Annotated in this window: 24 protein-coding genes; 7 read left to right on the top strand and 17 right to left on the bottom strand. The window is 63.4% G+C overall.

Annotation, left to right across the window (positions count from 1 at the left end):
* The first annotated feature begins 79 nt into the window (after nt 1–79).
* Nucleotides 80–1,639 carry an FAD-dependent oxidoreductase gene (locus tag FJQ89_RS04650; protein WP_141169245.1) on the top strand — a complete coding sequence of 520 codons (1,560 nt, stop codon included), beginning with the start codon at nt 80–82 and terminating at the stop codon, nt 1,637–1,639.
* 17 nt (nt 1,640–1,656) lie between these two features.
* On the opposite strand, the gene FJQ89_RS04645 is transcribed toward FJQ89_RS04650, so the two are convergent.
* The 3 genes from FJQ89_RS04645 to FJQ89_RS04635 all read right to left on the bottom strand — a co-directional run bounded on the left by FJQ89_RS04645 (nt 1,657) and on the right by FJQ89_RS04635 (nt 3,769).
* The gene (locus tag FJQ89_RS04645) at nt 1,657–2,115 is read right to left on the bottom strand and encodes a hypothetical protein (RefSeq protein WP_243136419.1); all 459 of its coding nucleotides are present in this window, start codon (nt 2,113–2,115) and stop codon (nt 1,657–1,659) included.
* 4 nt (nt 2,116–2,119) lie between these two features.
* Nucleotides 2,120–2,794: a hypothetical protein gene (locus tag FJQ89_RS04640; RefSeq protein ID WP_141169244.1), complete on the bottom strand. Its 675-nt coding sequence runs from the start codon at nt 2,792–2,794 to the stop codon at nt 2,120–2,122.
* Nucleotides 2,795–2,887: 93 nt separating this feature from the next.
* Nucleotides 2,888–3,769, bottom strand: a complete 882-nt coding sequence (locus FJQ89_RS04635; protein WP_168208367.1) for a LysR family transcriptional regulator — start codon at nt 3,767–3,769, stop codon at nt 2,888–2,890.
* A gap of 97 nt (nt 3,770–3,866) precedes the next feature.
* On the opposite strand from FJQ89_RS04635, the gene FJQ89_RS04630 reads away from it, so the two are divergent.
* A complete protein-coding gene (locus tag FJQ89_RS04630) occupies nt 3,867–4,445 on the top strand; it encodes a GNAT family N-acetyltransferase (protein WP_168208366.1) in 579 nt (192 codons plus the stop codon).
* A gap of 128 nt (nt 4,446–4,573) precedes the next feature.
* Nucleotides 4,574–6,058, top strand: a complete 1,485-nt coding sequence (locus tag FJQ89_RS04625; protein WP_279239661.1) for an MFS transporter — start codon at nt 4,574–4,576, stop codon at nt 6,056–6,058.
* A 4-nt stretch (nt 6,059–6,062) separates the two neighbouring features.
* On the opposite strand, the gene FJQ89_RS04620 is transcribed toward FJQ89_RS04625, so the two are convergent.
* The 3 genes from FJQ89_RS04620 to FJQ89_RS04610 all read right to left on the bottom strand — a co-directional run bounded on the left by FJQ89_RS04620 (nt 6,063) and on the right by FJQ89_RS04610 (nt 10,940).
* The gene (locus FJQ89_RS04620; protein WP_141169240.1) at nt 6,063–7,115 is read right to left on the bottom strand and encodes an alpha/beta hydrolase; all 1,053 of its coding nucleotides are present in this window, start codon (nt 7,113–7,115) and stop codon (nt 6,063–6,065) included.
* A gap of 29 nt (nt 7,116–7,144) precedes the next feature.
* The gene (locus FJQ89_RS04615; RefSeq protein ID WP_141169239.1) at nt 7,145–8,584 is read right to left on the bottom strand and encodes an alpha/beta hydrolase; all 1,440 of its coding nucleotides are present in this window, start codon (nt 8,582–8,584) and stop codon (nt 7,145–7,147) included.
* Nucleotides 8,585–8,669: 85 nt separating this feature from the next.
* Nucleotides 8,670–10,940, bottom strand: coding sequence for a heavy metal translocating P-type ATPase (locus tag FJQ89_RS04610; RefSeq protein WP_141169238.1), 2,271 nt, complete (start codon nt 10,938–10,940; stop codon nt 8,670–8,672).
* Nucleotides 10,941–11,039: 99 nt separating this feature from the next.
* Here FJQ89_RS04610 and cadR point away from each other — a divergent pair, with 99 nt between their 5' ends.
* Nucleotides 11,040–11,471, top strand: coding sequence for a Cd(II)/Pb(II)-responsive transcriptional regulator (gene cadR / locus FJQ89_RS04605; RefSeq protein WP_071323636.1), 432 nt, complete (start codon nt 11,040–11,042; stop codon nt 11,469–11,471).
* Between the two features lie 10 nt (nt 11,472–11,481).
* Nucleotides 11,482–12,552 (top strand): hypothetical protein, encoded by a 1,071-nt coding sequence (locus FJQ89_RS04600; RefSeq protein ID WP_141169237.1) that lies wholly within the window; start codon nt 11,482–11,484, stop codon nt 12,550–12,552.
* Here the strand turns inward: FJQ89_RS04600 and FJQ89_RS04595 are convergent.
* The 7 genes from FJQ89_RS04595 to FJQ89_RS04565 form a co-directional block, all read right to left on the bottom strand.
* Complete coding sequence (locus FJQ89_RS04595) at nt 12,549–14,099, bottom strand: methyl-accepting chemotaxis protein (RefSeq protein WP_243136418.1); 1,551 nt, start codon at nt 14,097–14,099, stop codon at nt 12,549–12,551. The genes FJQ89_RS04600 and FJQ89_RS04595 overlap by 4 nt on opposite strands.
* 79 nt (nt 14,100–14,178) lie before the next feature.
* A complete protein-coding gene (locus FJQ89_RS04590; RefSeq protein WP_141169236.1) occupies nt 14,179–14,646 on the bottom strand; it encodes a cache domain-containing protein in 468 nt (155 codons plus the stop codon).
* 228 nt (nt 14,647–14,874) lie between these two features.
* Nucleotides 14,875–15,267: a hypothetical protein gene (locus FJQ89_RS04585; protein WP_141169235.1), complete on the bottom strand. Its 393-nt coding sequence runs from the start codon at nt 15,265–15,267 to the stop codon at nt 14,875–14,877.
* A 58-nt stretch (nt 15,268–15,325) separates the two neighbouring features.
* Entirely contained in the window at nt 15,326–15,706 is a 381-nt protein-coding gene (locus FJQ89_RS04580; protein ID WP_141169234.1) for a hypothetical protein, read from the bottom strand.
* A 103-nt stretch (nt 15,707–15,809) separates the two neighbouring features.
* A complete protein-coding gene (locus tag FJQ89_RS04575; RefSeq protein ID WP_141169233.1) occupies nt 15,810–16,361 on the bottom strand; it encodes a DUF4142 domain-containing protein in 552 nt (183 codons plus the stop codon).
* A gap of 99 nt (nt 16,362–16,460) precedes the next feature.
* Nucleotides 16,461–17,111 (bottom strand): SMI1/KNR4 family protein, encoded by a 651-nt coding sequence (locus tag FJQ89_RS04570; protein WP_141169232.1) that lies wholly within the window; start codon nt 17,109–17,111, stop codon nt 16,461–16,463.
* A 3-nt stretch (nt 17,112–17,114) separates the two neighbouring features.
* On the bottom strand, nt 17,115–17,663 hold the full coding sequence (locus FJQ89_RS04565; protein ID WP_341474477.1) for a MerR family transcriptional regulator: 549 nt from the start codon (nt 17,661–17,663) through the stop codon (nt 17,115–17,117).
* Here FJQ89_RS04565 and FJQ89_RS04560 point away from each other — a divergent pair.
* The gene (locus FJQ89_RS04560; protein WP_141169231.1) at nt 17,662–18,456 is read left to right on the top strand and encodes an SDR family NAD(P)-dependent oxidoreductase; all 795 of its coding nucleotides are present in this window, start codon (nt 17,662–17,664) and stop codon (nt 18,454–18,456) included. The two genes, FJQ89_RS04565 and FJQ89_RS04560, sit on opposite strands and share 2 nt — an antisense overlap.
* A gap of 3 nt (nt 18,457–18,459) precedes the next feature.
* On the opposite strand, the gene FJQ89_RS04555 is transcribed toward FJQ89_RS04560, so the two are convergent.
* The 3 genes from FJQ89_RS04555 to FJQ89_RS04545 all read right to left on the bottom strand — a co-directional run bounded on the left by FJQ89_RS04555 (nt 18,460) and on the right by FJQ89_RS04545 (nt 22,914).
* Nucleotides 18,460–19,740, bottom strand: a complete 1,281-nt coding sequence (locus tag FJQ89_RS04555; protein WP_141169230.1) for an NRAMP family divalent metal transporter — start codon at nt 19,738–19,740, stop codon at nt 18,460–18,462.
* A gap of 81 nt (nt 19,741–19,821) precedes the next feature.
* Complete coding sequence (locus tag FJQ89_RS04550; RefSeq protein ID WP_141172626.1) at nt 19,822–21,813, bottom strand: c-type cytochrome; 1,992 nt, start codon at nt 21,811–21,813, stop codon at nt 19,822–19,824.
* Between the two features lie 177 nt (nt 21,814–21,990).
* A complete protein-coding gene (locus FJQ89_RS04545) occupies nt 21,991–22,914 on the bottom strand; it encodes a LysR family transcriptional regulator (RefSeq protein ID WP_141169229.1) in 924 nt (307 codons plus the stop codon).
* A 101-nt stretch (nt 22,915–23,015) separates the two neighbouring features.
* Here FJQ89_RS04545 and FJQ89_RS04540 point away from each other — a divergent pair, with 101 nt between their 5' ends.
* Nucleotides 23,016–24,452 carry an amidase gene (locus FJQ89_RS04540; protein ID WP_141169228.1) on the top strand — a complete coding sequence of 479 codons (1,437 nt, stop codon included), beginning with the start codon at nt 23,016–23,018 and terminating at the stop codon, nt 24,450–24,452.
* Between the two features lie 14 nt (nt 24,453–24,466).
* On the opposite strand, the gene FJQ89_RS04535 is transcribed toward FJQ89_RS04540, so the two are convergent.
* Complete coding sequence (locus tag FJQ89_RS04535) at nt 24,467–24,889, bottom strand: DUF2061 domain-containing protein (RefSeq protein ID WP_141169227.1); 423 nt, start codon at nt 24,887–24,889, stop codon at nt 24,467–24,469.
* Nucleotides 24,890–24,960 lie beyond the last annotated feature (71 nt).

The following is a 24,960-nucleotide window of genomic DNA, read 5'->3' as shown; positions in this document are numbered from 1 at the left end:
CACTTTATATTGATTGATCGAATCAATATTGACGGGCCGGGCGGCGTGTCACTAGACTGATGCCTTTCCAGGAGCCTGCATGAGCACACACACCATACGCACCCTGCGTCCCGACGACGCCGCGCCATTGCTGGCCTTCGAGCAAGCCAACCGGGCCTGGTTCGAGCGCCATATCGACGGGCGCCCCGACGATTTTTACAGCATTGACGGCGTCCACGCGCACGTCGCGCAATTCCTGGACGAGCACGCACAGGGACGCATGCACCCCTGCGTCATCTTGGACGAACACGGACAATTGATCGGCCGCGCCAACCTGAAGGACATTGACCGGCAGCAAGGCGTGGCTGAAGTCGGATACCGCATCGGCGAACAGCAGGCGGGCAAGGGCCTGGCCACGGCCGCGCTGCAGTATCTGATCGCGCTGGCGCAAGACGAGTGGCGGCTGCAACGCCTGTGCGCCTGCGCCATCGACGGCAATGCGGCGTCGATCCGTGTGCTGGAGCGCTGCGGTTTCGTGCAGGGAGTGGCCGTGCCCGATATTGCCATCGTGGCAGGCAACGTTGTCGATGGCCATGCGTATGCGCTGGAGCTGCGGGCAGCCCCCCACCGCATCGTCGTCATCGGCGCCGGCATCGTCGGCGCGTCGCTCGCGTACCACCTGGCCAGCAAGGGTGCAAAAGTCACCGTCGTAGAGGCGGGCGGCATCGCTTCCGGCGTGACGGGCACCTCGTTTGCCTGGATTAACACGTCCTGCGCCGGGCCGGACCCCATAGCGGCCCTGCGCGGCGGCGCCATCGTTGCCTGGCGCCGGCTGGAAACGCAGGTTCCCGGCTTGACGCTGCGCTGGCATGGCGCCTTGTCGTACGGCACGCAGGATGGGCGCGTGTCTTCGTCATCCAAATTGATAAACCGCTCGCGCATCGCCCAGCTTGAACCGCAGCTGCGGCAGCCGCCGCAACAGGCCGTCTACGAACCGGAGCAGGGCGCCCTCGACGCCGTTGCCGCCACGCACGCCTTGCTGGCAGCGGCCAAGGCGCTGGGTGCAACCGTCCGCACGCACACGCCCGTGCTGGGCTTTACCGTCCGCGACGCGCGGGTAACTGGCGTGGAAACGGCCACGGGCCTCATCGAGGCCGATATGGTCGTGCTGGCAGCGGGCACCGGCACGGCCACACTGGCCGCGCAGCTGGGAGTCAACCTGCCGATTCACGCCTCGCCCGCCATCTTCCTGCGCTACCAGGCGCCGCCCGGCCTGGTGCGTGGCATCATTTCCAGCCATGCAATGGAAGTGCGACAAGCCGAGGATGGCACCATGCTGGCAGCGGAAGACTATGTGGACGACGCCCCGGACAAGCAGCCCGCCGCCATCGCGCAACGCACGGCCAGCGCAATCCGGGAAGAACTTGAAGGCGCCGACGCCATTGCGCCGGCATTCGCCTGCATCGGCCTGCGCCCCATACCCATTGACGGCGTGCCCGTCATCGGCTACTTGCCGCAAGTAAGCGGTGTGTACGTATGCGCCATGCATCCGGGCGTGGTGCTGGCGGCCATCGTGGGCCAACTGGCCAGCGGGGAAATCGTCGATGATGAGCCAGCATCAGCCCTGGCGGCTTGCCGGCCCGCGCGCTTTCAGGCCTGATTGTGGCGTGCTGATTCCTATGGAACAGGCACGACAAACACGGGCAGGACGAACGGCGCGATCTCCTGCTCATCGCCTTGCTCCGACGGCGCCTGCATATAATGCTCGTTGCGCCAGTCACCGTTCACCACGCGGTCGGCGATCAGAGATAAATCCTGCGTTTCGCGCAGTGCGCAGCGAAACGGCAACCGCCCATGCGAGCGCGACACCAGACTGAAGCGCAACTGGCGGCATTGCGCATCGTGCCAGCAATACAACAGCATATCCTCTCCAACGAGCGCGCTGCGCCGCGCCTCGATCACCTGGCCGATGAATTCAACGATATCGGCCGCATGAATCTGCGGCGTTTCCTCGTCCGTGGGTGAAAAGCGCCACATATTGGTTCGGGCTTCGTGATTGATGTCGTCGGAATCGACGAGCACCTCATCGTCTTGCGCCATTTCCAGCCATGCATTGACTGTCTTGCAATTCATCATGTGATTATGCGTCCCATGTTTCAAAAGCCGTGGATACCGACCGCCATGCGCCATGCGGAAGCTTGGCCTGCATGGAAAGTGACAGTGCGCCCGCACCCAAACAATCACCTGGCTGCCATTCTGCATTGTCCAGACAGAGTGCCCGTGCTCTTCCCACGTCGACATTTGTCATTGCATTTATGTCATAGCCGACTTCCAGTACGGGATGCAGTACTTTTCCATTGGCTGTCAAATATAAAGTATCGACATGGACCTTGGGTTTGTCAAAACGTTCGTAAAGCCTTGTTGCAGCGGATTTGAAACCCTGGCCAATGGCGATGCTGACGGTCGTTGGACCATTGCAGCCCAGAAGCGCGGCAAGCGCCCAATAGTCATGATCAGCAGTGACAAGCCTGGCCAAGCAGCGTTCTATCCATGCCGATTCATCAGCCCTGAATTCTTTCCAGTATGGAGACAAGGAATTTTGCAGGTAGCCGACTTCGTGCAGTGCCCCGACCAGGTTGATTTGCTTGTCCACGCAGCCAATATCGTGCAACAGATGGGCTGCAGCTGCGGCGACCGCATACTCGCCTTTGGCCATGGCCTTATCTTCGAGTTTTTTCAGTTTGGCGTTAATACTCATCATTTCCCTTGGCTCGCCAATACCGCCAGTATCGATAAAGATGCCGGCGTTCGTCATTTCATACAGCTGTTTTCAATCATTCAAGTTCAGCCCATTGCGGATTGTGCCATACCTCGCCCCTTATTGACCCTTAAGCTCCGGTTCCTTGACTCACCCCCTCGGCCCATCCAACAACAACTCCGCCAGCCTCGTCGTCAGCCACAAACTCGTCTCGCTCAGCTTCTTGCCGTGGATCGACAGCCGCCGCACAGGCAAGCGCGACAAGGCCAGCGCCGGGCAGGGTACTTCCTGCAAAAACCCCTTGTAGTTATCGTAATTGGCGATATTCAGCGGCAAAATCGCCCAGCCCAGCTCATCGGCGACCATCTCGGCAATACTGTAAAAACTGTCGGAAAACCAGACGGCGGGGCTGAAAGCGTGTTCGCGGTTCAGGTCGGAATCCATGATCAGCTGGCGGTAGCGGGTCAGCTCGTTGCGGCTGACTTCCTGGCCGTGCGCCATAGCGTGGCCTTTGGCCACGAACACGCCTTGCGCCACGCTGCCGATGTGCTGCTGTTCCAGCACGGGCGAGATGGGGCCGCGGTCGAAGTGAAAGGCCACGTCGGCTTGCTGCTGCTCCACGTATTGCGCCACCTCGGACGCCGTGGCGTTGAGCATCACCAGTTCCAGCGCCGGGTAGCGCGCCGCCAGTTCCTTGACCAGCTTGCTGATGGCCAAATAGGGCAGGGCTTCGTCCAGGGCCAGGGTCAGCTGTGCTTCGGGCGCTTCGCTCAGCAGTTGTGCGCGCAGTTGCAAGCGCTCGGCCTGGCGCAGCAGTTCGCACGCTTCCAGGTGCATGACCTTGCCCGCTTCCGTCAGCACGGCGCTGCGGCGCGAGCGGTCGAACAGTTCCACGCCGAATTCCGCTTCCAGCAGACCGATCGAGGTGCTGACCACCGATTGCGCGCGGCCCAGCCGGCGCGCCGCGCCCGAGAAAGAACCGGCCGCGACGGCCGCTTCAAAGTAGCGCATTTGTTCCAAAGTCCATTGCATGGCATCCACCTATCTGTTTTACAGATGGATTTTAACTTGAATGCCATTCAGGGGCGACATAAAATGCCTTTACTACTTCAATAACATGAGATCCGCCATGCAAAACGCCCAAGCCAATTCCCCCGCCATCAGCTTTGCCTGGTGTCACGACGCCAGCGCCGAAGATGCGCTGTGCCAGTTATATCTTGATAACGTCAGCGCCGACTATATCTCCCATTCGGAGCTGCAGGGTGAACGCGCCGATGCGCCCGGCAACTGGCGCGCGGACTTGCCTGAGGTCATCCGTGGCGAAATCCGCGCCGCCCTGTCGCATGACTGGGCGCATGGTGATTCGACCCTGCTGGCTGTCGCCATGTCCGGTGACGCCATCGTCGGCATGGCCCTGGTGTCCATCGACACGCGCCAGCGCGCCTCGAAATCGTTCGCCGCGCTGGACGACCTGGTCTTGCTGCCCGCCGTGCGCGGCAGCGGCATCGGCAGCCAGCTGGTGGAGTGGGTGGCCGACGAGCTGCGCAGCCACGGCATCGCCCGCTTGTTCCTCGAATGCGGCGCGCACAACCTGACGGCGCAACAATTCTTCCAGGGCCGCGGTTTCAAACAAGTGTCCGTCGTCATGCTGCGCGAACTTGACGCAATGTCCGCCGCGGTGGATGACAAGGATGGCGACCGTGGCTGACGCCCGCCGCCCCCGACAAGCCCAGGCCCGTTGCAGCCTGGAACGTAAATATTTGCGCAGCACCAAATTTATCCATACCGATAGTTGTTAAAAGTTACACTAAAATCCATGAGTTGTTTATGCATCCAATGAAAAAATGGCTGACGCTGGCCATCGTCTCCAGCGCCTTATTCCTGATCGTGGTCGACATGACCGTGCTCTACACCGCCTTGCCCGCGCTGACGCGCGACTTGCAGGCATCCTCTTCGCAAAAATTGTGGATCATCAACGTCTACGCGCTGGTCGTCTCCGGCTTGCTGCCCGGCCTCGGCACCCTCGGTGACCGTTTGAGCCACAAACCCGTTTTCCTCGCCGGCCTGGCCGTGTTCGGCATCGCCTCGCTGTGCGCCGCGTTTTCGCCCGCGCCGGAATGGCTGATCTTTGCCCGCGTGCTGCTGGCCATCGGCGCCGCGCTGATGATGCCGGCCACCTTGTCCATCATCCGCCTGACGTTTACCGATAACCGCGAGCGCTCGTTCGCCATCGGCGTGTGGGCGGCGATTGCCTCGGGCGGCGCCGCGTTTGGCCCCGTGCTCGGTGGTTTCCTGATGGAACATTACTGGTGGGGTTCCGTCTTCCTGATCAACGTGCCCATCGTGTTGCTGACCCTGGTGCTGGCCGCCGTCGTCCTGCCGAAACGGGCTGGTAACCGCGACAAGCCGTGGGACTTGAAGGGTTCGCTGCAAATCATGATGGGTCTGCTTGGTGGCGTGTATGCGATCAAGGAGCTGGGCAAGTCGCAACCGTCGTATGCGCTGGCGGCCGCCTCGTTCGCCGTGGGCGCCTTCTTCATGCTCAAATTCGTGCGCCGCCAGAAGCGCCAGGCCAAGCCGCTGATCGACTTCGCCCTGTTCCGCGAACTGCCGTTTTCCAGCGCCGTCGCTGCCGCCATGGTGGCCTCGGCCGCCCTGATCGGCATGGAACTGGCGCTGAGCCAGCACATGCAGCTGGTGCGGGAATTGTCGCCGCTGGAGGCGGGCTTGCTGCTGTTGCCGCTGCCGCTGGCGTCCGTGTTTGCCGGTCCGTTGACGGGTTTCATGCTGCCGCGCGCCGACAAGGCCAAGGTCCTGTGGGGTTCGCTGCTGCTGTCCGGTATCGGCATGGCCTCGTATCTGGTGCTGCATGACGCCGCCGTGTCGGCGCAAGTGGCCAGCCTGATGATCCTGGGCCTGGGCCTGGGCGCCGTCATGACGGCCGCGTCGAGCGCCGTGATGCTCAACGTGGCGCCGCAGCAAGCCGGCATGGCCGCCTCGATTGAGGAAGTGTCGTACGAGCTGGGCGCCGTCATCGGCGTCACGGTGCTGGGCACGATTCTGTCGGCCGTCTACAGCGCCACCCTGGTGATCCCGGAAAGCGCGGGCCTGTTGCCGAATGCCCATGACACCCTCGATGCGGCGCTGCTGGCCGCCGAGCAATTGCCGGCCGAACTGGGCTTGCAAGTGTCGGAACTGGCCCGTTCGGCCTTCGACAAGGCGTTTATTGTCGTGCTGGCCACGGCGTCCGGCATTTTGATGGTCTCGGCCATGGCGATTCGCCACCTGCATCTGCGGGCGCGCAGGGCGATCTCGGTTTAACGGATCAGCGCTTCAGCAGCGGCGCCACCTTGTCGCGCAAGACGGTCCATTGGGCGTCGTGCACGGCCTGGTTGGGGTCGTGCCCGGCGCGTTTCACCAGGGTAAAATCCTTGGCCGGCGCCGTGATGCTGTCGAAATACGTGCGCGCGATGGCGGGCGAGGTCAGCAAGTCCGCTTCGCCCATGATGAAAAACACGGGCAAGTCAAAGCGCGTGCCCAGCGCGGGCAGGTCGACCTTGGCGAACATGCCGTCGCCGCGCAGGCCGATGAACTGGATGTACGAATAGTCATCGGCCGCCTCGGCGGCGGCCAGCGCTTGCGACGTGGCGTAGAACGGCGCCGGCTGCCACCAGTGCCTGGGTGGTGCATCCGTTGCCAATCCTTCATATTTGCGGTCGAAACGGCGCAAGATGCCGAAGTTGCGCGGGTCCATCCATGGCGGCGCACCGAGCGCCGTCAGCTTGTCCACCGTGGAGGTATCGCCGGCCGCCTGCGCCAGCGCCATCACTTCCCGGTACATGCCGCTCTCATTGTCCCGCGCATTGACCACCTGCGCCGTGCCGACATACGCGTGGAACAGGTCGGGGCGCGCCTTGACCATGTGCACGCCCAGAATCGATCCCCAGGAACTGCCCATCAAAATGACTTTTTGCTGGCCCAGATGCTGCGCGATATAGCGGGCCACGGCGATGCCGTCGTCGCGCATCTGTTCCACCGTCAAGGGCACATCGTCCGTCGGGCGCTGTTTGGCATACGTCATGCCCGCGCCGCGCTGGTCCCATTGCACCAGCGTGTAGTGGCGTTCCCAGCCGGCATAGATGGCATCCGCGTACGGACTTAAGGCATTTCCCGGACCGCCATGGATGAACAGGATCACGGGATTGCCGCAGGCGGCGCCCGTGAGCGTGATCCATTGCTCGATGCCGTTGACTGGCACGTAACCCTGTTCGCGCACGGGCTGCGCGGGCGAGGCGCAGATGGAAGGGACGTCGGGCGAGGCCGCCTGCGCCACGCCGAAACAAGATAACAGCAGCAATGCCAGGCCTGGGATGCGCATATCGTCCTCTTCTATCTAGTGGCTGAAAACTACAGCGTGCAATCCTGCGCCGTCTTGCCGGCAATAAAGCGGGTGCTGGCCTGTTCAAAGCAGGCGGGCGCCGTCCATAAAATGAAATGCGGGGCGTTGTGTACGGTGGACAGGGCCACCTTGCCGGCCTTGCTTTGCGTCAAAGCCTGCGCTTGCGCCTGCGCGCCCGCGTACGGCGTCTTCGGGTCCAGGGTTCCCTGCAGCACCAGCATCGGCGGCACTTTCGCCGGCAAAGCGCCGAAGTAGCTATCGCGCGCGTAGGTCGGCAAGCCGCCGCCGAGCAGGATACGCGGCAGGGGGCTGGTAAACAGCAAGTCCGCCTCTTCGCGGTCGAGGTCGGCGGTCGTCCAGCCAGGGCGCAACGATGGCTGCAGATTGTTTTCCGAATTGCTGATGATGCTGACCAGCGGTATCGACAGCGGCGACTGGGGATAGCTGCCCAGCCCGGCCGCCGCCTGCGTCAGCGTGGCGCGCACGGCCGCCAGTTCCGTTTCGCCGCCCTGGTCCAGGTCGCGCAGCAGATACGCGATGCGTGCGCGCGCGGCCGGCACGTCGAGCATGCCACCGAGGAAGTTTTTCAGGTTCTTGCCCGGAATCTTCGCCAGCGCGGCGGGGTCGGCTTGCGCCTTGTCCAGCACGCGCCGGTACAAGGTTTCGGCCGGTTCACCCAGTGCCGCGTGGCAAGCCGGGTCCGCATCGCAGTTGGACAGCACCTGCATGCCGACCTGATTGACCACCTGCGAGCGCTGGCTCAAGTCCCAGCGCGCATCCGTTTGCGGCGGCACCAGCGAATCAAAAATGACGCCCTTGACGGGCAGCGGCCCCAGCTGCAAGGTGCGCAAGACCAGCTGCGTGCCGTACGACACACTGTATACATACACGGGCGCTTTGTTCTTGCTCCGTTCGCCTTCGATCAAGGCCTTCAAGTCGCGCGCGGCCGTCGTGATGGAAAACTGCGCCGCGTATTCCGGCATCAGATTGATGCCCATAAAGCAGCTGGCCCATTCGGCGCCCGCCAGCGCGCGGCCGCCGGGGCTTTGTTCGGATTCCTCCACCTTGCACAGGCGTGACGAATGGCCCGTGCCGCGATGGTCGGGGATCAGGAATTCAAAGCCGGGAAAGCTGCGGCGCAAGGTGGGCAGCAGGCTGTAGAACGAGGCGCCCGATTCGCCCGGACCGCCCGCCACCAGCCACACAGTGCCCTTGACGGGCTTGCCGGCAGGCACGTCGGCGGCAAACTTGCGCACGAAGACGTGCATGGCGTCCGCCTCGCCGACGGCGCGGCCCTGGGCATCGTAGCTGCCGGGCACGTTCAAGCCCGAGCACAGGCTGCCGGGAGCGGCCGTATCGGAGCAGGGCGTGAAAAACATCGGTTCGGCGTGCAGGGAGGTGCCAGCCAGCAGAGTGGCCAGCAGGGTCAAACGGGGCAGGAAGGTCATCGGCTACTTTGGCGAAGTTGGAGATCAGCCGCCAAAGTAGCGTTTTTTACAGCAATTGTCCAGATGGAAATATTTCTGCGTGGGACTATGCTTGCTTGTTATTGCGTAGCAAGCGCAGCCCGTTGGCCACCACCAGCAGGCTGGCGCCCACGTCCGCGAACACGGCCATCCACAGGGTCGCCATGCCGGCCAGGGCCAGGCCGAAGAAGACGGCCTTGATGCCGATGGCAAAGCTGATGTTTTGCACGAGGATGCTGCGCGTGCGCTGGCTCAGGCTGATGAATTCGGGCAACTTGCCCAGTTCATCATCCATCAGGGCCACGTCCGCCGTTTCGATGGCCGTGTCGCTGCCGGCCGCACCCATGGCAAAGCCGATGTCGGCCTGCGCCAGGGCCGGGGCGTCGTTGACGCCGTCACCGAGCATGGCCACCACGCCGAACTGCTGCTGCAAGGCCTTGATTTCATCGAGCTTGTTTTCCGGCAGCAATTCCGCCTTGACCAGGCTGACGCCCACCTCGGCCGCGATGCGCTGCGCCGTCAGCAAGTTGTCTCCCGTCAGCATCACGGTGGTCACGCCCAGCGCATTCAATCTGGCGATGGCCGCCGCCGCCGTGGGACGCAGCACGTCGGCCACGGCAATCACGCCCAGCGCGCCGGCCGGGCTGGCCAGCACCATGGCCGTGTACGCTTGCTGTTCCAGCCGCGCCAGGATGGCTTGCAGCTCAGGCGTCAAGAGCTTCAATTCCGTCATCAGGCGCGCATTGCCCAGATAATAGGTCTGGCCATCGATAGTGCCTTGCACGCCGCGCCCATGCAGGGCGGCAAACTGGGTCACGGGCAAGTGGCTGCCGGCGGGCGGACCCGCCTTGACGATGGCGGCGGCCAGCGGGTGGGCGGAGTTGGCGTCCAGGCTGGCGGCCAGCAGCAAGATGGCGTCGCGGTCGCTGCCTTCCAAGGCCACCACGTCCGTCACGGCCGGTTTGCCCATGGTCAGGGTGCCCGTCTTGTCGACGGCGATGGCCTTGATCCGATAACCGGTTTCCAGGAATTGTCCGCCTTTCACCAAAATGCCGCGGCGCGCGGCCGCCGTCAGGCCGCTGACCACGGTCACGGGCGTGGAAATGACCAGCGCGCACGGGCAGGCGATCACCAGCATCACCAGCGCTTTATACACCCAGGCCATGAAGGGCTGGCCCAGCAGCAGCGGCGGCAGCACGGCCACCAGAATGGCGAAGACGACGACGGCGGGCGTGTAGTAGCGCGCAAAATTGTCGACAAAGCGCTGCGTGGGCGCCTGCTTGCCCTGGGTTTCCTCGATGACCTTGACGATTTTCGCCAGCGTGCTGTTGCCGCTGTTGGCCGTCACGGTGACGTCGAGCAAGCCCCGTTCATTGATGGTGCCCGCATACACGACGTCGCCCACGGCCTTGTCCACCGGCATGCTTTCGCCCGTGATCGGCGCCTGGTTGACGGACGATGCGCCGCTGGCCACCACGCCGTCGAGCGCGATGCGCTCGCCCGGTTTCACGCGCATAGTCGCGCCGATGGCCACCGTGGCGACGGGTACTGGCTGCCAGGCGCCACTGGCGTCGGCGACCGTCGCCGTGTCGGGCGCCAGTTGCATCAGGCTGTGCACGGCGTTGCGCGCGCGGTTCAGCGACAAGCCTTCGATCAGCTCGGCGATGGCGAACAGGAAGATGACCATGGCCGCTTCCGGCCACTGGCCGATGGCGATGGCGCCGAAGACTGCCAGGCTCATCAGGAAGTTGATGTTCAGTGTGAAGGTTTTCAGGGCGATCCAGCCCTTTTTCAGGGTCGGCCAGCCGCCCGTGGCGATCGACAGCAGGGCCAGGGCGATGACGAGGGGCGAACTGTCTACATGCGTGGTCCACGCCAGCGCCTCGGCGCCCGCCGCAGCCAGGCCGGAGACCACCAGCATGCCTTTTTGCACGCTGCTCAGGCTGCCTTCATTCGGGTCGCGCGCGACGACCGCGTCCGCTTCCATGGGAATGGCCTGCATGCCGATGCCGTGCAGGGCCGCTTCCACCGTGGCCAGTGTAGGCAGGGTGTGGTGCACGTCGAGCACGCGGTTCATCAAGTTGAAATCGAGGCCCACCACGCCCGCCATCGTGGCCAGCTTGTTGCGGATCAAGCGCTCTTCCGTGGGGCAATCCATGTTGGCGATGCGGTATTTGGCCGTGCTCGCGCCGGCGATGGGGGCGCTGGGCAGCACTGGCGCGGTGTCGCCAGCGGGGGCGGCGTGACTGTGCGAACAACAGCCGCCGTGGCTGGGCTTGGCGTCTTGCGCATGGTCATGCTTATGCTCGTGGGTGTGATCGTGGCTATCGTGCGGCATCGCATTCGTCCTTCCGGTTTCGTGTATGCTTCCATTAGAAACCCTGTAGTCGCTACAGGGTCAAGCGGAATGTGCAAGAAAGAATGAAAAGGGGATGCCATGCGTATCGGAGAACTAGCCAAACGGACAGATTGTGACGTCGAAACCGTGCGTTACTATGAAAAGGCGGGCTTGCTGCAGGAACCGGGGCGCAACAGCGCCGGCTACCGCGAATACCGCGAAGAACACCAGGAGCGGCTGCAATTCATCCGCCATTGCCGCTCGCTGCAGATCGGTTTGACCGATATCCGCGCCTTGCTGGAATTTAAGAACAACCCGGCCGAAGGCTGCCAGAGCGTCAATGAGCTGCTCGACCACCATATCCTGCGCATTGCCGAGCAGATGGCGAATTTGCAAACCCTGCAGCAGCAACTGGTGACCCTGCGCCACCAGTGTGACCAGCCGCAGCCGTCGCAAGACTGCGCGATTCTGCAAAACCTGTCCGAGGCCGCCAGCGGCCACGACTGCGCCTGCCATACCGACCTTCATTGACGATTGCTGCATGCTGAAACTGATACCTGGAAGTACTTTGCTGACCTTATCCCTGCTGTCGCCGCTGTGCCATGCGGCCGATGCGCCTGCCGCTACCGGCCACTACCTGACCCTGTACGCCGTGCCCGGCGTGCCGCAAGACGATGACCCGTATACCTGGAGCACGGTTGGCGGCAAGCAGCTGACAAAAGGCGTGACGAAGGCGGACGGCCGCGCCTACGTCAAGGGGGAAGAGGGCGAAGAAAACTATATCTTGAAAACCGTCAGCATGCGCTGGCAACTGAAGGTGCCCGCCGAATGCTGGCAGGGTGCGCCTGACGCCTTCCAGCAATGCATGCAACTGGCCAAAACCACGAGCCGCTATGATGAAGAGCAGGATGCGCTCAAGCTGGCGGAGCAGCAGAAAGACGTCAAGATGCAGGCCAAAATCGCCGCCTATGCCGTGGCGGCCAGGGCCAACGACGATGCACTGGCCTGGCTGGGGCGCGTACCTTCGAGCTGGACCCTGGAAAGCTATGGCACGCGCCTGCTGCGCATCGGCGACAAGGTAGCCGCGCAGATTAGCAACGCGCTCAAGGATGGCGGGCCAGATGCGCGCCAGTTCGTCTGCCGCGCGCCGGACCACTACGGTCCCGTGCCGGACCAGGCGGCTGTTGACGCCTGGATAGGCGCGCCGCGCGACGTGCGCAAGGTGCGCTCCGGCCCCGCCTGGGATGCGCTGGTGGCGGCCGGCGCAAAGGGCAACTGGATGGCCCGATTGGAACTGTATTACACCTTGTCCAGCGTGAATGTCAGCGAGCTGAGCCTGCTGGAACAGTACCGCATCGTGCAATTGATGGAATGGCTGCACAAGAAACAGGTTGGCGGACTGTACAGCTACTTCAGCATCGGCATCCCTGCCGCGCCCGGCAATTCCCGCAGCGTGCAGGACCAGGCCTCGCTGTATGCAGCCATGCTGGGCAGTTACGATGACCAGAACACCAGGGGCAGGGTCTTGCAGGCGGAATCGGATACGGCACTGGCCGAAGCGGGCAATCAAATGCTGGCCTGCGCCAAGGCCGCGTTGCCGCAACGACCCTAACGCGGCAGCAACGGCGGGCCGCCATCGCCCAAGCGGAAGGCGTCGACCACACGCAATAAATCATGCGCCTGGTCTTGCATGCTTTGCGCGGCGGCGGCCGACTGCTCGACCAGGGCGGCATTGCGCTGGGTCAATTCGTCCATTTCCGTGATGGCATTGTTGACTTCCTCGATGCCCTTGCTCTGGCGCTGGCTGGCCGCCGTGATGTCGTTCATGATTTCCGTCACTTGCTTGACGGAGGCGACAATATCGCCCATGGTGCGCCCGGCGCTGTCGGCCAGCTCGCTGCCCGTTTCTATCCGGGCCACGGAATCCTCGATCAGCTGCTTGATTTCGCGCGCCGCCGTGGCCGAACGCTGTGCCAGGCCCCGCACTTCCGTGGCGACGACGGCAAAGCCGCGTCCCTGTTCGCCCGCGCGCGCCGCTTCCACGGCCGCATTCAAGGCGAGAATATTGGTCTGGAAGGCAATGCCGTCGATAACGGCGATGATATCGACGATGCGCCCGGAACTGGCCTTGATCGAGCCCATCGTTTCGACCACCTGGCCCACCACGCGGCCGCCTTCCAGCGCCACGTTCGAGGTCGACAGCACCATCTGGTTGGCCTGGTGCGCATGGCTGGCGTTTTCGCGCACGGTATCGGTCAAGGCATGCATGGACGTTGCCGTTTCCTGCAAGGAATGGGCTTGCGACTCCGTGCGGGCCGACAAGTCCGCATTGCCCAGCGCGATTTCACTCGCTTCCACCGTGATGGTGGAGCCTGCCTGGCGTATCTCGCCCAATAAAGTATTCCAGTTTTTCACCACGGTGGCCAGCGCCCGCGACAGCTTGCCCACCTCGTCGTCGCCACGGGCATCGATGCGCATGGTCAGGTCGCCGGCGGCCAGGCTTTCGGCGGCGCGGCACGCTTCGTCGATGGGACGCACGACGGAACGGGCCACCCAGGTGGCGATCAGGGCCAGCAAGGCAAAACCGATGGCCATGGTGCCCAGCGACAGCCAGCCGGCGCGCTGGCCCGCATTTTTTGTTTCCTGCAACGCGTCAGCGGTGCGATTGTCGAGGTTGAGCAGTACCTGGCGCAGCTGCCCGCGCACTTGCTGGTAGTGTCCGGCGGCATTTTGCATCGCCGCCACGCCCGTATTCGGGTCCATCGAGGCCAGGTCCAGTGCCTGCGCCACGCTGGCCCGGTAGCGCTCGACGCCGGGCAGGGCCTGGGCCGCTTCCGTGGCGGCGCCCGAAAATTTCTTGAGTTCCGTCAAACCTTGCGCGATGGCGTTCAGCTGGCCATCCGTTTGCGCGCCGAATTGCTTGAACTGCTCGTCCGTCAGGCTGGCGGCGATGGCAATCTTCGCATACACGTCGGCATGCACCTGGCCCAGGGCAATAGCTTGCTGGTTGGCAAGCCGCTCGGCTGTCAGGGTGACATCTTTCAGCTCGCGCATGCGCTGCTCGTTCTGCTGCATGGCGAAGTAGGACATGGCCCCCATGGCCAGCAGGCAAGCCAGCGCGACCACCGGGACGATCAACATCTTCTGTGCGATTTTCATTAGGGCCCATGTCGTTGAAAAAACCGTTGAGAAATTCGTTCAGAGATCGGCGTACCATCCCGGCGCTGGCGGCGGCTGGCTACAGGTAGATGCCGCCGCAGACGACGGTCTCGGCCAGCTTTTCGCAATACATTACCTTCGGCTCGATCTTCTTGGTTTCCGGATTCGTGAATTTGTATTCCTGCCAGAACGTGCCCTTGCTCTTGGCCAAGTCGACGCGCTCCTTGACGAAGGCCTTGCCGTCGATATCCTTCAATTCGATCAAGTTCTTGCCCACCATTTTCGGGTTGGCGCCATGCGCGACCACCGTGCCGTCGAGCTTGTAGACGACCAGGTACAGGTCGTGCAGGATGAATTGCGGCGACTTGGCCGTGATCTCGCCATACGCCTTGGCATCGCCGGCGCTCTTGATATACGACACGCCTTTCTTGACCATGGCTTCGGCATCGGGGCGCGTGGCGCCGCCTTCGGCCGCGCTGGAGATGGATGGCAGGGTGGCGGCGGCAAGCATGAGCGACAGGCAAACGGCAGGGGCGAACTTGGACATGAAAATCTCCTTCACATTGCGGCAGGGAAAGCCGGCAGAGTACCGGTACGGTGGGGGAAGTGCTGTTGATTCATAGTAGCGCGATGCCAGCACACATGCACTGGTGCAACAAATATTTTTTCAAAACGGGCGTTTTTGCAACGCCGCGTGCAAATTGAAAAAATGCAGTATTTAGAGAGGAAATGGTGTCACTTGCTATCGAGACGATAGCCTGGCATCCGCACTGCACTAGCAGCCGGATGGGTCTTCCGCAGCCGCGCGCGCCAGGCCATCGCGCCAGTCTTGCTGCACCAGGCGGTAGATATCGGCAAAGAAGGCGCGCGGGTCGGCCATCTCATCCCAGCGGGCGAGCAGGGCGTAGCTACTTTCGGGGTCATGTTCGAGGATGCCCCCGAAGTCATAGGCGGGGTCTTGCAGTGCCTGCGCCAGCACGGCCACCAGCGCATGGCGGTGGCGGTAGTCCAGTTCTTTGTATTGCGAAGTGATGTCGCGCCGTATCAGCGCCGCACGCTGGTCGGGATCGTTCATGTCCCAGGCGGCCAGTTCCACGCCCAGCGTGTGTTCGCGGTCATACACGTCGAAGGGGCCCAGGAAATGGTACAGCGTGGGTTCATATGGCATATCGCCCCAGGGGCTGCGCAGGCCTGATGGCGCAGGTTTCGGCATCAAGGCTGGCGGATCACGCGCATTCGGGCAAGGTCCAGCCTTCGTAGCCCATGTCGGTCGGGTAGATGGCGCGGTTCTGGCCCCAGCGGGCATGGTCGAGGATGCCGTCTTCATGCATGTCCAGCACCCATTCCGTGCTTTCCAGCAGGGTGCCGTCCTTGTGGTACACGCGGAAGAAGCTGGAAGTGCTGAGGGCGCGCACGATATTGTGCGGCACGCCGTTGCCGTAGTGTGGCACATAGGTCTTGATGACGCACGTGCGCTGGTCGTTCCATTGCTGCGCGTACACGGTGGCGTTGCGGGCGGCCGCCACCTTGATGAACAGCCAGCCTGCCAGCAGGATGAGGAGCAGGAGGGCGGCGGCGATCAGGCCGGTTTTCTTGAGTAGCTGCATGAGGTCATGGCATGGCCGAAAACGAAGTTGCCGCATTGTATGTCAAGAGCGGAAATGCTTGCTGTACAGCACGTACAGCAAGCATTTCACCGCGTATGGTGGTCTATTTCGCCAATGCCGCCTGCAGCGCGTTCGCCATGTCCAGGTGATGTTGCAACGCTGGCAAGGTTTTCGTGGCAAAAGCCTTGATGTCGGGATCGCTGGCCTTCTGGCTGGCATCCGTAAACAGCTTCACGGCGTCCTTGTGCGCGGCCACGCCGATGCTGGCCGCATATTCCTTGTCGAAGGGCAGGCCTTCCAGGCGGCCCAGCTTGTCGATCTGTGCCTTGTGCCTGGCGCCGGGCTGGTCGCTGACCTCGATCTGCTTGCTGCTGGCCAGCTGTTTCAGCTCGTCCGCCACTTTCGTGTGATCGGCAACCATGGCGTCGGCGAATTTCTTCACCTCGGGATTGCTGCTCTTGCTTTGCGCCACTTTGCTGGCGGCAATTTCCGTGCTGCCCGCGTCGGCGGCCTTGCTGAGGAATTGCTTGTCGTACGCGCCCGGCGCGGCGGCGGCGATGCTGTTGATGGCGATGCCGCCGAGCAGCGCCACGGCGGCGCCGATGGCCACGCTTTTCAGGGATGGGGTACGGGAACTGGTGGTCGAGATGCGCATGGGATGCCTTTCAAGTATGGTTTTTTCTGCAAGCTGATGGCAATGTTAAGCCCTCAGCCTGCGCACACCCATAGGACAGGCACGATGATCCCCGTAGGACTAGTCCTGTTCGTTAGCGCACAGTTCGACTTGTTTCAGCGCAAATAGGGCGGCGATGCCCGCATCGCGGCGCCAGGCGGGCATGCCGATATCGAGCCATTCTTCCATCGCGTCCAGGTGGGAGGGCTCCGAGACGCTGTGTTCGAGTTCGTCGAGCACCGTGTCGCGGTCGATATACAGGCTGTCCAGCCAGGCATCGAAGGAGGGCGCCAGTTCGATGAAACCGTGGGCGCGCTTGCCCGTCCACTCCGGCAACTCCTGTACATAGGCCAGCACGCGGCCGCCGCCGTCTTCCGTCAAGTCCAGATAGACCATGGAATTGCCGCCATCGCGGGCGAAGGGCAGGATGCGCACCGGCATGTCCGTATGCTGGCGCGCGGCGCGGATCTCGCCGACCAGGGTTTCATCGCAGAAATCGCCCTCGTCGGCGCTGAAGAAGGTATTGAAACCCATTTTTTCCACGCCGCCATTACCGTCCGGCACATCCGTGGTGTAGTCGAACCAGGCGCCGTTGGCCACTTGCAAGAAAGCCAGGAAGGCGGGCGGCAACGGGGCTTCCAGCAGGGTTTCGATGGCGGAGATCTGCTGCGCCGTGGGGGCAGGCTTGGCGCCCTCGAGCGCCAGATGGCGGTATTGCGTGTAATAAGTCATTGATTATCCTTGTAAGTTTCTTGCGACCGCGACGCCATCTTCGCAGCCCGTCTCCACCTTTGCCAGCGCATCGACGAGTCCGGCGCGCAGCACGGCCATCGAACGGGCCTTGTCGTCGATCTGGGCGATTTTCGTTTCCAGCATGACCCGTTTGGTAGCCGCATCGAGCGCATTTTCCTGCCAGACGGCAATGACTTCGGCGATTTCCTTCAAGGTAAAACCCAGCGCCTTGGCATGGCCGATCAGCTCGATCCGGCGCAAGGCTCGCGCCGAGTACTCTTTATAGTTGTTCGTCATGCCCGGCTGCGGCGCTTCATCCAGCAGCCCCTGGCGCTCGTAGAAGCGCACCGTGTCCTTGCTGACGCCCGTCAGGCGGGTAATTTCTCCGATGCGCATATTTTTTTGACTTTCTACTAATTTGTGGAACGCGAAAAATGTGCAGGGCAAGCCAATGCAACGCAGCCATGCGCAGTTTTTTGCGTTCCACGCTTGACCGTGGACTAAAGACCACAGTTTACAGTGAAATTCTCTCCACTTCGATTCAATTGCCATGACCGCCTTCAACTATACCAACCAGACCGTGCTGATCACGGGCGCCTCGTCCGGCATCGGCCGCGTCTTTGCGGAAACCCTGGCCGCGCGCGGCGCGCATTTGCTGCTGCTGGCTCGTTCCGGCGCCGTGCTCGACAGCCTGGCCAGGGAACTTTCCCAGCGCCACGGCATCCGCGCGCATGCGCTGGTGGCCGACCTGAGCCTGCCCGGTGCCGCTGCGCAAGCCCATGCACAGGCTTGCGCGCTGGGCATGCCGCCCGACGTGCTGATCAATAACGCGGGTTTCGCCACGCATGGCAGGTTCGAAACCATCACTCTCGCGCGCCAGGCGGCCGAGGTGACCGTCAATTGCACGGCCCTGATGGAACTGACGCACTGCGCCTTGCCGCACATGCTGGCGCAAGGGCGGGGAGCCATCATCAACGTGGCGTCCACGGCAGCCCTGCAGCCCGATCCCTATATGGCGGTCTACGGCGCCAGCAAGGCTTTCGTGCTGTCGTTTTCGGAAGCGCTGTGGGCAGAAAACCGCAGCCGCGGCGTGCGCGTGCTGGCTCTGTGTCCGGGTGCCACGGAAACGGCCTTTTTTGACGTGGTGGCCGCGCCCGAAGCGGCCGTGGGCAAGCGCATGGATCCCCAAGCCGTCGTCGATGAAGCGCTGCTGGCGCTGGACCGTGGCCGTAGCAGCCACGTGGCGGGCCGGCCGAACCGCCTGCTGGCCTGGCTGCCGCGACTGCTGCCGCGCCAGACCGTGCTCGGTATCGTGGAAGGCATGCTCAAGCCGAAGACGGCGTAGGCATCAGAACGCCATGCTTGCGAACATGGCCAGCACGGCCGTCGCCATGACGATGGTCGACAGCCAGCCCAGCGCCCGCAGGCGCCTTGAAATGGTCAATGTGCCCATGATGGCGGGACGCGACGCCATCAGCATCATCAGCGCCATGATGGGCACGGAAATGACACCATTGATGACGGCGCTCCAGTACAGGGCCTTGATGGGGTCGAGCGGCGAAAAGCACAGGGCGGCGCCGATCACGGTGGCCGTGACGATGATGCCGTAGAACTTCTTGGCGGCCTTGGGCGCCAGTTCCAGGCTGTTTTTCCAGTGGAACGCACCGGCCATGGCGTAGGCGGCCGAGCCGGCCAGCACGGGAATGGCCAGCAAGCCCGTGCCGATGATGCCCAGGCTGAACAGGGCAAACGCGAACTCGCCCGCGATGGGACGCAGGGCGGAGGCGGCTTGCGCCGACGTATCGATATGCGTGATGCCTTGCGCGCCCAGGGTCACGGCCGTCGTCAGCATGATGAAGAAGGCCACCAGGTTGGAAAAGCCCATGCCGATGGCCGTGTCCATCTTGATGCGCTGGAATTGCCGGGGCGCCTGCTCGGGCGCGCGGCGCAAGGCTTGCGCGCTGGAATCGGCCTGCAAGTCTTCCACTTCCTGTGATGCTTGCCAGAAAAATAAGTATGGGCTGATGGTGGTACCGAACACGGCGACGATCATGGTGACCGAGGCGGCCGACCAGGCGAACTGCGGCCAGACGGTGCGCAGCGCCACTTCTCCCCACGGAATATGCACGGTCAGCACGGTGGCGACATAGGCCAGCAAGCCCAGGGTCAGCCATTTCAGGATACGCACGTACTGTTGATACGGAATGAACACTTGCAGCAGCAGGGACAGCAAGCCGAAGCCCACGGCGTACAAATGGGTGGGACCACCGATGATCAGGGTCAGGGCATCGCCCATGGCGGCCACGTCGGCGGCGATATTGATGACATTGGCCAGCAACAACAAGCCGACGATGGCGTACAGCAAGGAACGGGGGTAGTGACGGCGGATATTCGTCGCCAGCCCGTGGCCGCTGACCCGGCCGATCTTGGCGCTGATGACCTGGATGCCCAGCATCAGGGGAAACGTCAGGCACACCGTCCACAGCATGCCGAAGCCGAACTGGGCGCCCGCCTGCGAATACGTGGCGATGCCGCTGGGGTCGTCGTCGGCCGCGCCCGTGATCAGGCCCGGCCCCAGCTTGCCCAGCCAGGTGTCGGAGGGGGCCGCGCGGCCGCTGTCGATCTGCATGCATCACTCCTGTGTGGTGGAGCGAGCAGGGTAGCACAGGCGGGCGGCGCCAAGAAGGGCGCCGCCCGGGAAACACGCGCTTCAGTAGCGCGCATCCCTGGGCTTGCCACCCTTCGGCCAATCCTTGACCTTGTCGGGGAAGTCCGGACGCGGCATGTGCGTAAAATACTCGGCCACGTCGACGGCGTCCTGGTCGGACAGGTTGCCTTGCCCCAGCGGGAACTTCTGGCCGTGGCCCATCACCATATTGGCCTTGACGAAGCCGGCCGCCGTGTAGGTGCGGGCCATGCCGGCGCCGATATTGAACGAGCGCTCTCCCCACAGCGGCGGGAAGGCCACCACGCCATTGGCGCCCCGGATGCCCTCGCCATTCGCGCCATGGCAGACGGCGCATTGCTCCGCATACACTTTCTTGCCGTGCACGGGATCGGGCAGCAGGCTGCGGGCTATCTTTGCCACGCCGCGTCCCGCCACCTTGTCGTTCGCCTGCGTGGCGCCCTTCATCCAGTCGATGTAGGCGACCATGGCCTGCAGGTCGGGGCCGTCCACGGGCAGTGGCTTGCCGTGCATGGAGCGGCGGAAGCAGCCATTGATGCGCTCTCCCAAGTTAATCACCTTGCCGGCGCGCGGCGCTTCCGCCGGGAAGAAGGCGGAAATGCCGAGGAAGGGCGAACCGTTGGCCACGGTGCCGCCATTCAGGTGGCAGCTGCTGCAATTGAGGTCGTTGCCCACGTTGTGCGGCAGGCGGGCACGCGTTTCCGTCATCAGTTGCATGCCGTGGATCAATTGATTGGCATTCGGATCGGCCGTCAGGGCGGCGAAGCGGGGCGTGACGAAGCCACCCGCGTCCGGCGCCTTGAGCTTGAGCTCCTTGCGCACTTTGGCGATCTGCGCAGTTGTCACGGGCGCGCCATGATTGCCCCACTTGCCGCGCACAAAAGTGAGGATTTCCGCCAGTTCCGTATCCGACAGGCGGTCATACGCGGGCATGCCAAAGGAGCGGGGCGAGTGCTGCGTGACGGCCGACTGCCAGCCCGTCAGCGCGATATGGATGACGGAGGTAGCATCTTTCGACTGTACCGAGTCGTTCTGCGCCAGCGGCGGGAAGATGTTTTCCACGCCACGGCCGTCGCGGCGGTGGCAGGTGGCGCAAAACTGCAGGTAGCCGAGGCCGCCGCGCGTGTTGTACAAGGCGTCGTTGCTGGCGGCCACGACGGGCGCCAGTTTCCTTGCTGGCGCTGCTGCCCCGTCCCTGGCCGGCAAGCCGTGCAGGTAATACGCCAGCGCATCAAGGTCGCCATCCGTGAAGTATTGCGTGCTGTGCGTGATGACTTCCGTCATGCTGCCGGCCGCCGTGCCGAAGCTGTTGCGGCCCGTCTTGAGCAATTGCACGATGTCGCCCGGCGTCCACAGATTGCGCAAGTTCACCGCATGCCAGCCGTCAAAAGTAAAACCGGACAGGTAGAGCTTGCCGCTGCCGCCATCCTGACCCATGGTTTTTTCCTGGAAGGCCACGCCGCGCGGCGTGTGGCAGGAGCCGCAATGACCGAGGCCCTGGGCGATGTAGCTGCCCCGGTTCCACATGGCCGACTTGGCGCTGTCGGGCTTGAACGGCGCATCGTCGAGGAAGACAGCATTCCACAGCGACAAGCCCCAGCGCATGCTGAACGGCCATTTCATGTCCGTTTCGCGGTTTTGCTGCGCCACGGGCGCCACGCCGCGCTGCAGGTAGGCGTACAGCGCCTGCATGTCGTCGGGCGTGATCTTCGCGTAGGAAGGGTAGGGCATGGCCGGATACAGATTGTGGCCATCGGCCGCCACGCCCTTGCGCATGGCGCGGTCGAATTGCGCGAACGAGTAACGGCCCAAGCCGGTCTTCGTATCGGGCGTGATATTCGTGCTGTAAATGGTGCCGAACGGCGTTTTCAGTTCCAGGCCGCCGGCCATGGCGGCGCCGTTCGGACTGGTGTGGCAGGCCACGCAGTCGCCCAGACGCGCGACATATTCGCCGCGCTTGATCAGTTCGGCCGACGCCGTGGGCGCGGCCCAGGCGCTGGCGCAGCAAACCAGCATGCCCAGAAGCAGTAGCCATATGGAAAAGAAGAAGGCGGGAGGGCGGCGCGAACCGCGCTGCAGGATGGAAATGGCGCTCATGGTGACCCTTTATTATTGGGGCCAAGCTTACGCAGTCGTCACCACGCTGAAAATTGGGAATTTCTTTCGAATAACTAGGTAATCTTCCCTAGTGTTTTACATGGGAAAGTCGTGTACGGCAGTCTGCAAGCTGGCCATGATGCGTTCGCGCAGCCAGCGGTGCGCCGCGTCCAGGTGCATGCGCTCGTGCCAGACCATGGCCATTTCGTAGTCGGGCAAGGTGACGGGAGGCTCCCATGTGCGCAGCGCGCCCAGCGCATTCTTCAGCAGGCGCGACGGCAGCAGGGCCACCATGTCGGACGCTGCCAGCAAGGGCGGGACGATCAGGAAATGCGGCACGGACAGCGCCACCTTGCGTGCGCGGCCCAGCTGTTCCAGTGCCGTGTCGACATTGCTGCGGAAACCGCCGCCGTTTGGCGAGACGACGATGAATTCCAGCGCGCAAAACTGGTCGAGGTCGGGCGCCGCCTGCAGCAGCGGGTGGTCGCGCCGGCCCGCCAGCACGTAATGCTCGGTAAACAGGGTACGGTGGCGTAAACCAGGCGGCGCCTCTTCCTGCGCCAAAAAGCCCAGGTCGACCTGGCCGCTTTCCAGGTCATGCGCCATGCGCGCCGGCACGGCTTCGAACACGGCCATGCGCGACAAGGGCGCCTGCGCGCGCAGGGATGCCAGCAGGGGCAGCAAAATCGCATACTCGGTGGCATCGGCCGCCGCCAGATTCCAGCGCACTTCGGCCGTGGCCGGATCGAAGGCCGATTCCGGCTGCAAGACTTGCTCCAGCTGGACCAGCACGGCTTGCAAGGGTGCAAACAGCGCCAGCGCGCGGGCCGTGGGCAGCATGCCGCGCGGACCGGGCAAGAGCAGCGGATCGTCGAAGGCCGTGCGCAGCTTGCCCAATTGCACGCTGACGGAAGGCTGGCTCAGGTGCAGCCGCGCCGCCGCCCGCGTGACGTTGCGTTCAATCAACAGCGCGTTCAGGGTCAACAGCAGGTTCAAGTCCAGCTTGTGCAAATTGTTCATGGCTATACCTAGTATATCAACTATTCATTTCTACTATGATAGCGCAAGCCCTACAGTTGTTCCTGTGACTTTCACTCTTCACCTTTTACAGGAGATAACTGATGCAACTGCATGAATATACGAGCTTTGATGGCTTGGGACTGGCCCAGCTGCTGCGCACTGGCGCCGTATCGGCGGCCGAACTGCACGACGCCGCCTTGCGCGCCTGCGCCGCCGTCAACCCGCAGATCAATGCCGTAGTCGAGCTGTGGCCGGCCGATTTTTCCACCCTGGACCATACGGCGCCGTTCGCCGGCGTACCGTTTCTGATCAAGGACGTGGCCGTCACCATGGCGGGCCAGCGCAGCGAAGCGGGCAGCCGCCTGGGCGCCGGGCATGTCGCTACGCTTGATTCCCACCTGATGACGCAGTTCCGCGCAGCTGGCCTGCTCACGTTTGGCCGCACCAGCACGCCGGAAATGGCCTTTGCCACCACCACGGAACCCGTTCTATATGGCGCCACGCGCAACCCGTGGAACGTCAGCGTGAGCGCGGGCGGCTCCAGCGGCGGCGCGGCGGCGGCCGTGGCGGCCGGCATCGTGCCCCTGGCGCATGCGACGGACGCGGCCGGTTCCATCCGCGTGCCAGCCGCCTCGACAGGCCTGTTCGGCTTGAAACCGAGCCGGGGCCGGGTCTCGAATGGCCCCGCCATGGACGAAATCTTCAGCGGCCTGGGCGTGCAACTGGGCGTGAGCCGCACCGTGCGCGACAGCGCCGCCTTGCTCGACTGCGTGCAGGGTGTAATGGCAGGTGAACCCTATGTGACGCATGCGCCCAATTTCACCTGGCTGTCGCAGGTCGACGTGGCGCCGGGCAAGTTGCGCATCGGCGTACAGCGGATGGCTCCCAATGGCGCCCGACCCGTGCCTGCTGTCGATATCGCGCTGCAAGACACCGTGCGCCTGCTGGAAAGCCTGGGCCACCACGTGGAAGAAGCAGCACCCGCGCTGGGCGTGTCATGGCAAGCCTTCGTGCACGCCAATGCCGGCATCTGGTGCGCCAACCTGGTGCCGTGGATAGCGGCCCTGGCGCAGGAAAGCGGGCGCGCCGCGTCGCTGGACACCCTGGAAGCGGCCACCCTGGCCTGCTACCAGTACGGACAGACGGTGTCGGCCGTCGATTTCGTCGCCGCCCTCGACGTGCGCAATACCGTTACACGTCACGCCGGCGCCCTGTTTGAGCAGTACGACTGCTTGCTGACACCCACCATGCCGGATGTGCCATGGCAACTTGGCCGTTATGGCAAAGACGAGACACAGCTTGATGGGCCGGGCTGGACGGCGCGCCTGTTCGAGCACTCGCCCTACACGCCGCTGGCAAACGTGGCGGGCTTGCCGGCCATGTCCGTGCCGCTGGCCATGTCCAATGAAGGGTTGCCGATCGGCATGCAGTTCATGGCGGGCTATGCTCAGGATGGAACGCTGCTGCGCCTGGCAGGGCAGCTGGAGCGGGCGGCGCCGTGGCTTCCAAGGCGGCCGCCCGTGTGGGCAGGTAATTAAGAAGAGGAGGAGGCCTACAGCGCGGCGAGGCGGGCCGCGCCCCGGTTTTCCAGGCGCAAGCGGACTTTTTCCCACAGCCGGTCGTGGAAGGGCAGGACGATCACGTTGCAGATCGGCTCGACCACGGCCAGCAAGCCGCCGAAGGCCATGGAACCGGTGGCCCAGTACATGACGCTGAAGGCCACGCCCATGTGCAGGGCCGTCTGGCTCAGCTTTTCGCCGGCCAGGGCGGCAAAGCCCAGGCGGCTGGCGGCATGGCGGCGGCGGATCGCGTGCCAGGCTTTTTCATGCCATGGCAGTAAGCCCACATTGATGATCGGTTCGATGATGGCGGCCAAGCCACCGAGCGCGAGCGACCCCGTCAGCAAATAGGCGAGGCCGAAGGCGATCGACATGTGCGTGCAGACCTGGCTGAATGTTTTGATGGCGGTGAACAAGGGAGGCTCCTTTCTGTTGAATTCGCTTATCCTTGATTTAGATAGTAACGATTCTCATTTACAAAAGGAAG

The organism is Janthinobacterium tructae (genome assembly GCF_006517255.1).
Lineage (GTDB): Bacteria > Pseudomonadota > Gammaproteobacteria > Burkholderiales > Burkholderiaceae_D > Janthinobacterium > Janthinobacterium tructae.
This window is presented reverse-complemented; position numbering and strand designations above follow the sequence as displayed.

What these genes read in the sequence shown, in the direction of transcription:
- FJQ89_RS04650 (WP_141169245.1), top strand. Translation starts at nt 80, where the DNA reads ATGAGCACACACACCATACGCACCCTGCGTCCCGACGACGCCGCGCCA.
- FJQ89_RS04645 (WP_243136419.1), bottom strand. Translation starts at nt 2,115, where the DNA reads ATGATGAATTGCAAGACAGTCAATGCATGGCTGGAAATGGCGCAAGAC.
- FJQ89_RS04640 (WP_141169244.1), bottom strand. Translation starts at nt 2,794, where the DNA reads ATGACGAACGCCGGCATCTTTATCGATACTGGCGGTATTGGCGAGCCA.
- FJQ89_RS04635 (WP_168208367.1), bottom strand. Translation starts at nt 3,769, where the DNA reads ATGCAATGGACTTTGGAACAAATGCGCTACTTTGAAGCGGCCGTCGCG.
- FJQ89_RS04630 (WP_168208366.1), top strand. Translation starts at nt 3,867, where the DNA reads ATGCAAAACGCCCAAGCCAATTCCCCCGCCATCAGCTTTGCCTGGTGT.
- FJQ89_RS04625 (WP_279239661.1), top strand. Translation starts at nt 4,574, where the DNA reads ATGAAAAAATGGCTGACGCTGGCCATCGTCTCCAGCGCCTTATTCCTG.
- FJQ89_RS04620 (WP_141169240.1), bottom strand. Translation starts at nt 7,115, where the DNA reads ATGCGCATCCCAGGCCTGGCATTGCTGCTGTTATCTTGTTTCGGCGTG.
- FJQ89_RS04615 (WP_141169239.1), bottom strand. Translation starts at nt 8,584, where the DNA reads ATGACCTTCCTGCCCCGTTTGACCCTGCTGGCCACTCTGCTGGCTGGC.
- FJQ89_RS04610 (WP_141169238.1), bottom strand. Translation starts at nt 10,940, where the DNA reads ATGCCGCACGATAGCCACGATCACACCCACGAGCATAAGCATGACCAT.
- cadR (WP_071323636.1), top strand. Translation starts at nt 11,040, where the DNA reads ATGCGTATCGGAGAACTAGCCAAACGGACAGATTGTGACGTCGAAACC.
- FJQ89_RS04600 (WP_141169237.1), top strand. Translation starts at nt 11,482, where the DNA reads ATGCTGAAACTGATACCTGGAAGTACTTTGCTGACCTTATCCCTGCTG.
- FJQ89_RS04595 (WP_243136418.1), bottom strand. Translation starts at nt 14,099, where the DNA reads ATGAAAATCGCACAGAAGATGTTGATCGTCCCGGTGGTCGCGCTGGCT.
- FJQ89_RS04590 (WP_141169236.1), bottom strand. Translation starts at nt 14,646, where the DNA reads ATGTCCAAGTTCGCCCCTGCCGTTTGCCTGTCGCTCATGCTTGCCGCC.
- FJQ89_RS04585 (WP_141169235.1), bottom strand. Translation starts at nt 15,267, where the DNA reads ATGCCATATGAACCCACGCTGTACCATTTCCTGGGCCCCTTCGACGTG.
- FJQ89_RS04580 (WP_141169234.1), bottom strand. Translation starts at nt 15,706, where the DNA reads ATGCAGCTACTCAAGAAAACCGGCCTGATCGCCGCCGCCCTCCTGCTC.
- FJQ89_RS04575 (WP_141169233.1), bottom strand. Translation starts at nt 16,361, where the DNA reads ATGCGCATCTCGACCACCAGTTCCCGTACCCCATCCCTGAAAAGCGTG.
- FJQ89_RS04570 (WP_141169232.1), bottom strand. Translation starts at nt 17,111, where the DNA reads ATGACTTATTACACGCAATACCGCCATCTGGCGCTCGAGGGCGCCAAG.
- FJQ89_RS04560 (WP_141169231.1), top strand. Translation starts at nt 17,662, where the DNA reads ATGACCGCCTTCAACTATACCAACCAGACCGTGCTGATCACGGGCGCC.
- FJQ89_RS04565 (WP_341474477.1), bottom strand. Translation starts at nt 17,663, where the DNA reads ATGGCAATTGAATCGAAGTGGAGAGAATTTCACTGTAAACTGTGGTCT.
- FJQ89_RS04555 (WP_141169230.1), bottom strand. Translation starts at nt 19,740, where the DNA reads ATGCAGATCGACAGCGGCCGCGCGGCCCCCTCCGACACCTGGCTGGGC.
- FJQ89_RS04550 (WP_141172626.1), bottom strand. Translation starts at nt 21,813, where the DNA reads ATGCTGGTTTGCTGCGCCAGCGCCTGGGCCGCGCCCACGGCGTCGGCC.
- FJQ89_RS04545 (WP_141169229.1), bottom strand. Translation starts at nt 22,914, where the DNA reads ATGAACAATTTGCACAAGCTGGACTTGAACCTGCTGTTGACCCTGAAC.
- FJQ89_RS04540 (WP_141169228.1), top strand. Translation starts at nt 23,016, where the DNA reads ATGCAACTGCATGAATATACGAGCTTTGATGGCTTGGGACTGGCCCAG.